This is a genomic window from Halomonas sp. DP1Y21-3 (assembly GCF_019801245.1).
Lineage (GTDB): Bacteria > Pseudomonadota > Gammaproteobacteria > Pseudomonadales > Halomonadaceae > Halomonas > Halomonas litopenaei.
In genome coordinates this window covers 490,168-502,616 of the sequence record NZ_JAHVJM010000001.1, presented here as the reverse complement: position 1 = coordinate 502,616, position 12,449 = coordinate 490,168, and the positions used below count along the sequence as shown (strand labels likewise).

General features: G+C 66.4%; 11 protein-coding genes. 8 read left to right on the top strand and 3 right to left on the bottom strand.

Annotation, left to right across the window (positions count from 1 at the left end; translation table 11 throughout):
* Window positions 1–16 precede the first annotated feature (16 nt).
* Window positions 17–847, bottom strand: a complete 831-nt coding sequence (locus KUV74_RS02115; RefSeq protein ID WP_045993089.1) for a sulfurtransferase — start codon at window positions 845–847, stop codon at window positions 17–19.
* A 90-nt stretch (window positions 848–937) separates the two neighbouring features.
* The gene (gene rsgA / locus KUV74_RS02110; protein WP_045993090.1) at window positions 938–1,969 is read right to left on the bottom strand and encodes a small ribosomal subunit biogenesis GTPase RsgA; all 1,032 of its coding nucleotides are present in this window, start codon (window positions 1,967–1,969) and stop codon (window positions 938–940) included.
* 92 nt (window positions 1,970–2,061) lie between these two features.
* On the opposite strand from rsgA, the gene orn reads away from it, so the two are divergent.
* Complete coding sequence (gene orn / locus KUV74_RS02105; protein WP_222515541.1) at window positions 2,062–2,673, top strand: oligoribonuclease; 612 nt, start codon at window positions 2,062–2,064, stop codon at window positions 2,671–2,673.
* A gap of 107 nt (window positions 2,674–2,780) precedes the next feature.
* Here orn and queG read toward each other — a convergent pair whose 3' ends face one another.
* The gene (queG, locus tag KUV74_RS02100; RefSeq protein WP_222515540.1) at window positions 2,781–3,881 is read right to left on the bottom strand and encodes a tRNA epoxyqueuosine(34) reductase QueG; all 1,101 of its coding nucleotides are present in this window, start codon (window positions 3,879–3,881) and stop codon (window positions 2,781–2,783) included.
* Between the two features lie 130 nt (window positions 3,882–4,011).
* Here queG and KUV74_RS02095 point away from each other — a divergent pair, with 130 nt between their 5' ends.
* From KUV74_RS02095 to hflX, 7 genes are all read left to right on the top strand, one after another.
* Window positions 4,012–5,562, top strand: coding sequence for an NAD(P)H-hydrate dehydratase (locus KUV74_RS02095; protein WP_222515539.1), 1,551 nt, complete (start codon window positions 4,012–4,014; stop codon window positions 5,560–5,562).
* Entirely contained in the window at window positions 5,543–6,049 is a 507-nt protein-coding gene (tsaE, locus tag KUV74_RS02090; RefSeq protein WP_222515538.1) for a tRNA (adenosine(37)-N6)-threonylcarbamoyltransferase complex ATPase subunit type 1 TsaE, read from the top strand. Before KUV74_RS02095 ends, tsaE begins: the two co-directional genes overlap by 20 nt.
* Before the next feature lie 20 nt (window positions 6,050–6,069).
* Complete coding sequence (locus KUV74_RS02085; RefSeq protein ID WP_108131638.1) at window positions 6,070–7,506, top strand: N-acetylmuramoyl-L-alanine amidase; 1,437 nt, start codon at window positions 6,070–6,072, stop codon at window positions 7,504–7,506.
* Window positions 7,503–9,605 carry a DNA mismatch repair endonuclease MutL gene (gene mutL / locus KUV74_RS02080; protein WP_222515536.1) on the top strand — a complete coding sequence of 701 codons (2,103 nt, stop codon included), beginning with the start codon at window positions 7,503–7,505 and terminating at the stop codon, window positions 9,603–9,605. Before KUV74_RS02085 ends, mutL begins: the two co-directional genes overlap by 4 nt.
* The gene (gene miaA / locus KUV74_RS02075; RefSeq protein ID WP_222515535.1) at window positions 9,605–10,582 is read left to right on the top strand and encodes a tRNA (adenosine(37)-N6)-dimethylallyltransferase MiaA; all 978 of its coding nucleotides are present in this window, start codon (window positions 9,605–9,607) and stop codon (window positions 10,580–10,582) included. The genes mutL and miaA overlap by 1 nt, the downstream gene beginning before the upstream one ends.
* 132 nt (window positions 10,583–10,714) lie before the next feature.
* A complete protein-coding gene (gene hfq / locus KUV74_RS02070; protein ID WP_045993095.1) occupies window positions 10,715–10,960 on the top strand; it encodes an RNA chaperone Hfq in 246 nt (81 codons plus the stop codon).
* A gap of 18 nt (window positions 10,961–10,978) precedes the next feature.
* Window positions 10,979–12,295 (top strand): ribosome rescue GTPase HflX, encoded by a 1,317-nt coding sequence (gene hflX, locus KUV74_RS02065; RefSeq protein WP_045993096.1) that lies wholly within the window; start codon window positions 10,979–10,981, stop codon window positions 12,293–12,295.
* Window positions 12,296–12,449 lie beyond the last annotated feature (154 nt).

The following is a 12,449-nucleotide window of genomic DNA, read 5'->3' as shown; positions in this document are numbered from 1 at the left end:
CAGGGGAACAAGGGGGTCAGTGTTCGATGGGGGTATCGTCGCGATTGCCCCACTCCTTCCACGAGCCCGGGTAGGCACGCATGCGTTCGAATCCCAGTGCCTTGCCTACCAGCCAGGTGAAGCCGCTGCGATGATGGGTCTGGCAGTGAGTGACCACTTCCATATCCGGGGTGATACCCATGGCGCCCAGCTCGGTGATCAGCTCGGCGTAGTCGCGCAGGCGAAGTGAGCGTTCACGGTCCATGGCGTCGGTCCACTCCATGTTGACCGCTCCGGGCAGGTGGCCGAGGTGCCGGTTCTGGCCCTTGTTGCCATCGAACTCGTCGACGGAGCGGGCATCCCAGATGGCGAAGTTGTCGCTGCCCAGGCGCTCTTCAAGCTCGAGTCGGTCGATCGCGACCTCGGGATTGAGGACCTCGGCCTGGTAGTCCGACGGCTTCGGCGCATGGTCTTCGGTGGACTGGGGCAGCCCCTCGTCACGCCAGGCGTGAATGCCGCCATTCAGGTAGGAATAGCGCTTGTGGCCAATCAGCTCCAGGGTCCACAGCAGGCGCCCGGCCCAGCCGCCGCCCTCATCATCGTAGGCGACAACGTGGGTGTCCCGGGTCAGGCCCAGCGACGAGAACAGTTGTGACAGGGCCTCTTCATCGGGGACGTCGTTGGGGACGTCGCCGGAACCTTTCAGCAGACGACGATGGTCAAGAAAGATCGCGCCGGGCACGTGGCCCTCGGCGTAGCTTTCCGCCTTCAGCGGCACGTCGATCACCAGGATGTCCTCGTGATCCAGCACGCCGGCGAGTTCCTCGGGCTCGGCGATCAAGGGCAACAGATTGTCTTCTGAGCTCATGGTTCTCTCCTGGCGGATCCACACGGATGAAAGGGGCGGGCGCTGTGTCTGGCGCCTGGCACTTCGCGAGGGGACGCTACTGGCGTTTCCCTATTGGCTATCCAGACTATCGACGATACGACGATAACTGGCAAAGCGTTCGGGGTGAATCGCCCCCTCGTCGATGGCGTCGCGAATGGCGCAGCCCGGCTCCTGCCGGTGGCGGCAGTCGCGGAAGCGACACAGGCCGAGGTAAGGGGCGAATTCGATAAAGCCCTCGGTGACCTCGCGCTCTGTCAGGTGAGTAAGGCCAAACTCGCGGATGCCGGGGGAGTCGATCAGCTCGCCCGAGGCCAGGCTCTCGTCCGGTGCGGGCAGGTGGTAGAGCTGGGCGGTGGTGGTGGTGTGGCGACCCTTGCGCGAGTCCTCCGACAGCGCGCCGATGCGCAACTGTTCGTCGGGCAGCAGACGGTCGATCAGTGAGGACTTGCCGACCCCGGACTGGCCGACGAATACCGAGGTGCGGTCGGCGAGCTGGGCGTAGAGGGCGTCGAGTCCGCCGTCGACCTCGGTGGAGGTGGCCACCACCTGGTAGCCGATGCCGCGGTAGCGATCGAGCAGCCCGCGCAGTTCGCCGCCCTCGTCGGGCAGCAGGTCGGTCTTGTTGAGCACCAGCACCGGGGTGATGCCGGTGGCCTCGGCCGCCACCAGGTAGCGATCGATCAGGCCGGCGTGGGGCTCCGGCTCCACCGCGAAGACGATCAGGATCTGGTCGATATTGGCCGCCACGGGCTTGAGTAGCCCGCGCATATCCGGGCGTTCGAGCACATTGTCGCGCTCGCCTCGGGCCACCACCACGCCGCTGCCGTCCTCGCCGGCCCGCCAGATGACGCGGTCTCCGGTGACCAGGCCCTCGAGGTTGGCGCGCAGATGGCAGCGGGTGGGCGTCTCGCCGGCACGGCTGGCGACGTCCAGGGTCCGTCCGAAGTGAGCGATCACTCGGCCGTCGCGCTCGGCGCCGTATTCGCCGGCGGCAAGCTTTTCGTCGTCCTGGCCGGCCTTTCTGGCGGCGCGCTCGGCGCGTTCGGCCTGGATCTTCTCGATGCGCCAGCGCTGCTGGCGGCTCAACTTGCGTTTGCTCATGAGCACCCGATGGTCGGTACAATGGTCGGCATTGTACCTACACGCACGGCCCCTGTCCCGACAAGGGCCACCGCCTGATCAAGGAAGCGACGATGTCCGATGCCAGCGCCAGCCCCGACGATACCCTCAACCCGCGTTCTGACGATGCCAAGACCGGCCCGAGAAACGACGCCCTGATCTGGGTCGACCTGGAGATGACCGGGCTCGACCCGGAGCGTGAACGCATCATCGAGGTGGCCACCCTGGTCACCGACGGCGAGCTCAATGTCATCGCCGAGGGGCCGGTGATCGCGGTTCACCAGAGCGACGCACTGTTGTCCGGCATGGATGAGTGGAATACCCGTACCCACGGCAATTCCGGGCTGGTCGAGCGGGTGCGCAAGAGCCAGATCGATACCCGCGAGGCCGAGCGCAGGACGCTCGAGTTTCTCTCAGCCCATGTGGCCCCGGGAACCTCGCCGATGTGCGGCAACTCGATCCACCAGGACCGGCGCTTTCTGGAGCGCGAGATGCCCGAGCTGTGGGCATTTTTCCACTACCGCAATCTCGACGTCTCGACCTTGAAGGAGCTGGCCAAGCGCTGGAATCCCCAGGCGCTGGAGGGCTTTTCCAAGCGCAACGTGCACCTGGCCATGGACGACATCAAGGAATCCATCGCCGAACTCGCGCACTATCGCAAGACGTTCCTCAAGGCTGGGGAATAGTCAGCAGTTGACGCTGGGTTCGAGGCGAGGGGCGCGCTCAGCTCGAGGCGTTCAGCTCGAGGCGCTCAGCTCGAGGCGCTCAGCTCGAGGCGCTCAGCTCGACACGCTCAAGCAGAGGTGATCAGCTCGGCGCGCCGCTGGCGCTGGCGGGCGAGCGCCCAGCGTACGTGCTCGCGCACCAGCTCGGAGGGATAGGCCAGGCGGGTGAGCAGGGCGCGTTCGATGGCGGCGCTCCAGGGGGCGTTACCGAGCCCCACCGCCAGGTTGCGCAGCCAGCGTTCGTAGCCGATACGACGAATCGGGCTGCCGGCGGTGCGCTCGAGAAACTCCTCCTCGCTCCAGCCGAACAGGGTCAGCAGCTCTATCCGGTCGAGATCGTGGCGCGGCGCGAAGTCAGGTTCGCTGCTTGCCCGTGTGAAGCGGGTGAAGGGGCACACCAACTGGCAATCGTCACAGCCGAACACCCGATTGCCCATGGCCTCGCGATAGCGCTCGGGAATGGCGCCGAACAGCTCGATGGTCAGGTAGGAAATGCAGGCGCGGGCGTCGACCACCTTGTCCTCGACGATGGCGCCGGTAGGGCAGGCGGTGCGGCAGGCGCTGCAGCTGCCACAGTGTTCCTGCTCGAATGGCTCGTCCACCGGCAGCGGCAGGTCGGTGTAAAGCTCACCGAGAAAGAACATCGAGCCGGCTCTGGGATTGAGCAGCATGGCGTTCTTGCCGAACCAGCCGATACCGGCCTTGCGCGCCAGGCCGCGCTCCATCACCGGGGCCGAGTCGACGAAGGCGCGGTAGCCGAAGTCCCCGACTTCCGCCTCGATGGTCTTTGCCAGGCGCTGGAGCCGCTTGCGCATCAGCTTGTGGTAGTCACGCCCGGTGGCATAGCGTGACACATAGGCGCGGCTGGGCTGCCCCAGCACCTTGGTGGTCTCCACCTCCGGCGGCAGATAATCCAGGCGCACACTGATGACCCTGATGGTGCCGGGTTCGAGCTCGGCCGGACGGGTGCGTTTGGTGCCGTGCTTGGCCATGAAGCCCATCTCGCCGTGGAAACCTGCCTCCAGCCAGCGCTCGAGGTGAGCCTCGTCGTCGCTCAAGTCGACGTCGGTGATGCCGACCTGCTGGAAGCCGAGCTCCCGCCCCCAGGTGCGGATGCGCGCCGCCAGGTCGTTGAAGTCGACGTCGGTGGACGGGGACGATGCAGACATAAATGAGGACATACCCGGCAAATGGCAAGACAGCCCGGCTCTGCGCTTGGCGCGAGAGGAGAAGGGCTTAGACTTCATAGGGAAGGAAGTGACCGCCATGGTAGACCATCACGATCGAAGGGAGAACCGCATGGACATCTTGGACGGCGGCGTGATTGAGCCAGGACAGACTCCGTTGTACACCGCCGAGCAGGTGCGCGAGCTGGACCGACGGGCGATCGCCGGCGAGAGCGACGGCTTCGCCCTGATGCACCGGGCCTCCGGCGTCGCCTGGCGCTGGCTGAAGGCGCGCTGGCCGGCGACCAAGTCGCTGACGGTGTTCTGCGGTGGTGGCAACAACGGCGGCGACGGCCATGTACTGGCAGCGCTGGCCGCGACCGAAGGGCGCCAGGTGCAGCGGATTTCCCTGACCCCGCGTGAACGCCTCAAGGGCGACGCCTTGCGCGCGGCCGAGATGGCTGACGACGCTGGGGTCGGCTTTGTCGAATGGCGAGAAGGATTGCGCGTGGAAGGGGACGTGGTGGTCGATGCCATGCTCGGCACCGGCTTTGCCGGCGACCTGCGTCCGAACTACGCCGCGGCCATCGCCGCCATCAATGAAAGCCGGTGTCCGGTGCTGGCGGTGGATATTCCCTCGGGCATCACCGCCGACGGCGGCGCCGAGCCCAGCATGGCGGTCAGGGCGGTGATGACGGTGACCTTTATCGCCGACAAGCTGGGACTGCACACCGGGCGTGGCGCCGCCCTGGCCGGCGAGGTGGTGGTGGAATCACTGGGGGTGGACGCCCTGGCCCATGACGATATCGCGCCCACCGCCTGGCGCCTGCAGTCGAGCCTGGTGAACCTGGCGTTGCCTCCGCGTGAGCGCGACATGCACAAGGGCGCCGCCGGATTCGCCGGCATCTTCGGTGGCGCACCCGGGTTCGGCGGGGCCGCCCTGCTGGCGGCAGAGGCCTGCGCCAGGGTGGGCGCTGGCCGGGTGCTGCTGGCCACCGCGCCGGAACACGTCGGTGCCAGTCTGGTGCGCTGCCCCGAGGTCATGGCGCGTGGGGTGACCCATGCCAGCGAACTCGATGAGCTGCTGGATCGCCTGAGTGTGCTCGCCGTGGGGCCAGGGCTTGGTCAGGGGAGCTGGGGCCAATCGGTATTGCAGACCGCGCTGAAGCGTTCAATTCCGCTGGTGCTGGACGCCGATGCCCTCAATCTGCTGGTCAGCCGCTTTGCCGATCAGCGGCGTGACGACTGGATCCTGACCCCCCATCCGGGAGAAGCGGCACGCCTGCTCGAGACCAGCGTGGCCGAGGTCGAGGCGGACCGCCCCGGTGCCGCGCGCGCCCTGCAGCAACGCTGGGGCGGGGTGATCGTGCTCAAGGGGGCCGGAACGTTGATCGCCGGTCCCGACGGCCTGGCGCTGTGTCCTTTCGGCAACCCGGGCATGGCCAGCGGCGGCATGGGCGATACCCTGACCGGTGTGCTGGCGGGCTTGATGGCCCAGGGCCAGGCCCCGGGCTGGTCACTGGAACGCACCGCGCGGCTGGGCGTGCTGGTGCATGCCCTGGCCGGTGACATGGCGGCAAGAGAGGGCGGTGAGCGTGGTCTGTTGGCCAGCGATCTGGCATCCTGTGCACGAAAATTGGTCAATCCGACGATGGGCGAGGAAGATGCAGCTGCGACTCGATGATGAAGACCGCCAGGTCGCACTGGGGGAGTGCCTGGGACGGGCCTTGCAAGGACGAGGACGCGTCCACCTGTCGGGAGAGCTTGGGGCCGGCAAGACCACCCTGGCTCGCGGTGTGTTGCGCGCCTACGGCCATCAAGGTGCGGTGAAGAGTCCTACCTATACCCTGGTGGAGCCCTACGAGCTTTCGCTGGACGGGGAGCCGGTCACGCTGCACCACTTTGACCTCTACCGCCTGGGCGATCCCGAGGAGCTTGAGTTCATCGGTGGGCGCGATCTGCTCGCCGAGGGGCATCTGTGCCTGGTGGAGTGGGCCGAGCGCGGCGAGGGCTGGCTGACGCCGCCGGATCTCGAGGTAGCGCTAAGCCACGCCGAGACAGAAGGGCGCGAGGCGCGCATCAGCGCCGCCACGACCCTGGGCGAAGCGCTGCTGACACGCCTGGAAGACGAAGTCTCCCGCGATCAACGACTGGCGGGAGGCAAGGCATGAGGCGTCGCCTTTCGGCCCGTATGGGTGCTGGTCTATTGACGTTGGTGGCCACACTGGGCCTTACGCTTTCGAGCCTTGCCCAGGCCGCCAGCGTGGACAACATGCGCCTGTGGGCCGCGCCGGATCACTCGCGGCTGGTGTTCGACCTGTCGGCGCCGGCCACCGCCAACGTGTTCGAGCTCGACAACCCGCGCCGGCTGGTCATCGATCTCAGTGGCACCAGTCTGGCCGCCGATCCTGCCAGCATGGACCTGTCCAACAGCGCCATCAGCTCGGTGCGCACAGGCGTGCGCGATGGCGGCGATCTGCGCGTGGTGCTCGAGCTCAGCCGTGCCATCGAGCCGCGTCACTTCTCGTTGGCGCCCAACAACCAGTACGGCGATCGTCTGGTGGTGGATCTGGAGTACCCCGGCGAGAGCGCGGTGGAAGACCCCATCGATCCGATCGAGTCGATGATCCGTGAGCAGGAGATCGCCGCCGAGCGGGCCAAGACCGTGGCGGTGGCCGAGGGCCGTGACCCGGTGGAGGCAGCACCGGTGATCGACACCGCTCAGCCCCATCCCAAGCGCGACATCATCATCGCCGTGGACGCCGGGCACGGTGGCGAGGACCCCGGCGCGCTAGGCCCGAGTGGTACCCGCGAGAAGGACGTGGTGCTGCAGATGGCCGATCGCCTGGCGCGCATGATCAACGACTCCCCCGGCTTCAAGGCGGTGCTGATCCGCGACGGCGACTACTACGTCGGGCTGCGTCAGCGCACCCTGATCGCCCGCGAGCAGAAGGCCGACTTCTTCGTCTCCATTCACGCCGACGCCTTCAACAGTCCGCGTCCCCACGGCAGCTCGGTGTTCGCGCTGTCCCAGAGCGGAGCCACCTCGGAGACCGCCAAGTGGCTGGCGGCCAGCGAGAACCGCTCTGATCTGATCGGCGGGGTCGACGGCAACCTGTCGCTGGATGACAAGGACCAGGTGCTCAGAGGCGTGCTGCTGGACCTGACAATGACCGCGACCCTCAATGACTCCCTGACCATCGGCGATGAGGTGCTCAGTCGCATCGGGCGCATCAATGATCTGCACAAGCCCAGGGTCGAGCAGGCCGGCTTCGTGGTGCTGAAGTCCCCGGACATTCCTTCCCTGCTGGTGGAGACGGGCTTTATCTCCAACCCCGAGGAAGAGCGACGACTCAAGGACGGTGGTTACCAGCAGCGGATGATGAGCGCCGTGTTCGGCGGCATCCGCTCGCACTTCGAGCGCAACCCGCCACCGGCAAGCCTGCTGGCCTGGCAGCGCGATCAGGGGCGGTCCACCGCTACCAACGAGTATCGCATCCAGCCAGGCGACACCCTGTCCGCCATCGCCTCGCGTCACGGCGTGGCGCTCAGCGCGCTCAAGCAGGTCAACGAGCTGTCCGGGGACGTCATTCGCGTCGGCCAGGTGTTGAGGATTCCCAGTTCATGAGTGATATCCCGTGTGAGAGCGAGCCTGGCGTCCAGGTGTCACAGCGCCGCTCGATCAAGATTCTCGACCCCCGGCTGGCCAACCAGATCGCCGCCGGCGAGGTGGTGGAACGCCCGGCCTCGGTGGTCAAGGAGCTGATCGAGAACGCCATCGACGCCGGCAGCACCCGCATCGAGGTGGACATCGAGTCCGGCGGTGCCCGGTTGATCCGGATCCGTGACGATGGCTCCGGCATCGGCGAGGAGGACCTGCCGCTGGCGCTGTCACGACACGCCACCAGCAAGATCCTGTCGCTGGAGGAGCTCGAGGGCGTCGCCAGCCTGGGCTTTCGCGGCGAGGCGCTGGCCTCGATCAGCTCGGTGTCGCGACTGGAACTGACCTCCAACGTCGAGCAGGACCCTCAGGGCGGCTGGCGGGTGGTGGCCGAAGGGCGTCGCATGGAGCCCCGCGTCACGCCGGCTCCCCATCCGCGAGGTACTTCGGTGGCGGTGCGTGATCTGTTTTTCAACACTCCGGCACGGCGCAAGTTCCTGCGTACCGAAAAAACCGAGTTCAACCATGTCGAGGAGGCCTTTCGGCGCCAGGCGCTGTCGCGCTTCGACATCGGCTGGACCCTTCGCCACAACCAGAAGACCATCCACCAGTTGCCGGTGGCACGGGATGACCACGCGGTGGAGCGACGTCTCGCTTCGCTGCTGGGCAAGAACTTCCTGGACAATGCCCTGACCCTGGACATCGCCACCGGCAGCCTGCGCCTGTGGGGCTGGGTGGGGCTACCGACCCACTCTCGCGCCCAGGCCGACCAGCAGTACTTCTTCGTCAATGGCAGGGTGGTGCGCGACCGGCTGGTGGCCCACGCCATCCGCCAGGCCTATCGCGATGTGCTGTTCAATGGTCGCCACCCGGTATTCGTGCTCTATCTGGACGTGGACCCCACGGTGGTGGACGTCAATGTCCACCCGACCAAGCACGAGGTGCGCTTTCGCGACGGGCGCATGGTCCACGACTTTCTGTTCTCGAGCCTGCACCGGGCGTTGGGCGAGGCCCGCGCAGGGCATCAGGATGGTCAGTCTTCGCAGCAGCAGGCGAGCATCCAGAGTGATAGCCTCGACGTCGACCCCGAGACCGGCGAGATCCGCGAGCCGACCCCCCAGGGCGGGAATCCCGGCCAACACCCGTCCCAGCAACAGCCTTCCTGGCAGCAGCAGCCGATGGCGCTGTACCCGCGCCGCGACGAGGGCGAGGGCGGTGTCACCCCGGACCGGGTGCGCGCCTTCATGGACGGCTACCGAAAGCTGCATCCGGACCACGAAGACAGCCTGCTGACGCCGCAGCCAGGAGGCCCTGGCGCCGGCGGTCTGGCCGCCGGCACGGCCCAGGCCGAGCGCCATAGCCCCACGCCGAGAACCTGGCCCGGCGCCGCTGGCGCGGCTAGCGAGTCCCCTGCTGGGGTCGGCGGCGCATCGCTCACCTCGTCGACGCCTGAGGTAATGCCGGAAGACGACGCCACCCAGGCGCCGCCGCTGGGCTACGCCATCGCCCAGTTGCACGGCATCTACATTCTGGCCCAGAGCGCCCAGGGGCTGGTGCTGGTGGACATGCACGCGGCCCACGAACGGATCGTCTACGAGCGCATGAAGACCCAGGTCCACGGTGGCGCGCTGGACGCCCAGCCGCTGCTGGTACCGGTGTCGCTGGCGGTCAGTGCCGCCGAGGTCGAGACCGCCGAGCGCGAGCGCGAAGCCTTCACCCGGCTTGGTGTCGAACTCGATGCCGCCGGTCCGGAGACCCTGCTGGTGCGCCAGGTGCCGGCGCTGCTGGCCGATGCCGACGTGGAACCGTTGGTGCGCGAGATGCTCTCGGACCTGGAGCGCTACGGTCGCTCCGATCGCATCGAGGCCCACATTAACGAGCTGCTGTCGACCATGGCCTGCCACGGCAGCGTACGCGCCAATCGCCAGTTGACCATTGCCGAGATGAACGCGCTGCTGCGTGACATGGAGCGCACCGAGCGCAGCGGTCAGTGCAACCATGGCCGCCCCACCTGGACCCAGATGAGCCTCAAGGATCTGGACCGGCTGTTTCTGCGAGGGCAATGATGGCGCCGACAGACGCTCCGGCCGCGGCCACGCCGCCCGCGCAGGACGACCGACCGCTGGCGCTGCTGCTGATGGGCCCCACGGCGGCGGGCAAGACCGATCTTGCCATCGAGATCCGCGAGCGCCTGGGGGGCGAGATCATCAGCGTCGATTCGGCGATGATCTATCGCGGCATGGACATCGGCTCGGCCAAGCCCTCGGCCGAGGAACTCGCCCGGGCGCCCCATCGACTGATCGATATCCGTGATCCGGCCCAGGCCTACTCGGCGGCAGAGTTTCGCGACGATGCCCTGGCCGAGATGCACGATATCGCCGCCAGTGGCCGGCTGCCGCTGCTGGTCGGTGGCACCATGATGTACTACAAGCGCCTGGTCGAGGGGGTCGCCAACCTGCCCTCGGCGGACAGCGCCGTGCGTGAACGCCTGTCCCGCCAGGCCGAGCAGGAAGGGCTCGAGGCGCTGCATCGGCGCCTGGGCGAAGTCGATCCCGAGTCGGCCGCGCGCATTCACCCCAATGATCCTCAGCGCCTGATGCGGGCGCTGGAAGTGTTCGAGTTGTCCGGTCGCCCGATGAGCGAGTTATGGAATGAACAGCGTCGTGAAACCTTTCCCTTTCGTCTGCTGTCCATAGGGCTCGCTCCCGCCGAGCGCTCCGTGCTGCACGAGAGAATCGCCAGGCGCTTCAACGCCATGCTGGACGGCGGATTTCTCGATGAAGTGGCGGCGCTCAAGGCGCGTGGCGATTTGACGCTGTCGCTGCCATCGATGAAGAGCGTGGGCTATCGTCAGGCATGGCAGTACCTGGATGGCGAGTTTGATCGTGAGACGTTCATTCATCGTGGCGTGGTGGCAACGCGTCAGTTGGCCAAGCGGCAGCTGACCTGGATGCGTTGCTGGCCTGCGCTGACCTGGGTGGACCCGTTGGCGGCCGACCCCGCCGAGCGCCTCGTGAAACTCGTGCGCGAAGCGGGGACTTAGCGTAAGATAACGAGTTCGTGCGACCACTTGCAGGGTCCCGCCGAACAACCGAATACCTGTCGCCCGCCGTCTTGAAGACCTCGGCGGGCGGCACCATAACCTAAAACCCTAAGACACTTCAGGGAGAGCAACATGTCCAAAGGGCAGTCCCTTCAAGACCCGTACCTGAACATTCTGCGCAAGGAGCGCATTCCGGTATCGATTTTCCTGGTCAACGGCATCAAGCTGCAGGGCCAGATCGAATCCTTTGACCAATTTGTCATCCTGCTGCGCAACACCGTCAGCCAGATGGTCTATAAGCACGCCATCTCCACGGTGGTGCCGTCACGCAATGTGCGTCTGCCGGCCCAGGATCCCGCTGCGCAGCCGGAGAGCTGATATTTCGTGAGGTATTGATTGTTTTTTGAACGTCCCGACGCCGGTGAAACGGCGGTACTCGTCCATATCGACTTTCAGGACGAGAAGGAGCGCGAAGATCCCGGTGAGTTCCACGAGCTGGTGAGGTCGGCGGGTGCCGAACCCGCAACCCTCGTGACCGGCTCGCGGCAACGACCCGACCCCAGGAGTTTCGTGGGGTCGGGCAAGCTCGAGGAAATCGGCGAGGCCCTGGCGGTACACAAGGCCGAACTGGTGATCTTCAACCACGCGCTCAGTCCTTCCCAGGAACGCAACGTCGAGCAGACGCTGAAGTGTCGTGTGCTCGATCGTACGGGCCTGATTCTGGATATCTTCGCCCAGCGGGCGCGGACTCACGAGGGCAAGCTGCAGGTGGAGCTGGCCCAGCTCGAGTACATGTCCACGCGGCTGGTGCGAGGCTGGACCCACCTGGAACGCCAGAAGGGCGGTATCGGCCTGCGCGGTCCGGGTGAAACCCAGCTCGAGACCGACCGTCGCCTGCTGCGTGCGCGCATCAAGTCGATCCACAAGCGCCTGGACAAGGTGCGTAGCCAGCGCAGTCAGAATCGCCGCGCCCGCTCGCGTGCCGAGATCCCCAGCGTCTCGCTGGTGGGCTACACCAACGCCGGCAAGTCAACGCTTTTCAACAGCTTGACGGCGTCTGAGGTCTATGCGGCGGACCAGCTCTTCGCTACTCTCGACCCTACGCTGCGGCGTCTTGAGGTCGAGGACGTGGGGCCGGTGGTGCTGGCGGACACGGTGGGCTTTATCCGCCACCTGCCGCACAAGCTGGTGGAGGCGTTCCGTGCCACCCTGCAGGAGGCCGCCGAGGCCAGCCTGCTGGTGCATGTGATCGACTCAGCGGATCCTGATCGCGAGCTCAACGTCACCCAGGTGGAGGCGGTGCTCGACGAGATCGGCGCGCTGGACGTGCCGACGCTCAAGGTGATGAACAAGATCGACCTGTTCGACAGTTCGCCACGCATCGAGCGCGACGAGCACGGGGTACCGCAGACGGTGTGGCTGTCGGCGCAGAAGGGGCTGGGACTGGACCTGCTGACCCAGGCCCTGACCGAGCGGCTGGCAGAAGACATCATCGACTTCTCGCTGACCCTGACGCCGGAGCAGGGCAAGCTGCGCGCGGCGCTGCATGAGCTGAATGCCGTGCGCGACGAGTCCTTCGATGAGGACGGCCAGACGCAGCTGGATGTGCGTCTGCCGCGTCGTGACTTCAATCAGTTGATGGCACGCCTTGGCGAGCGTGCCGCCGATTACCTTCCCGTCGCGCTGCAGGAACGCGACGTCTGGGAAGCCTGAACCGACCCGCCTGACGGGTCGGCAAGAGCGTCGCCCGGATGGCGACGCCACAAGGAAAGCACTGAAGAAATGTCGCGAGCGACGACAGTTCGGTCGCCGCCGGAGCGCAAAGGTCGGAGTTGACACAGGGTTAAATGAGAACCTTGAGCACCGC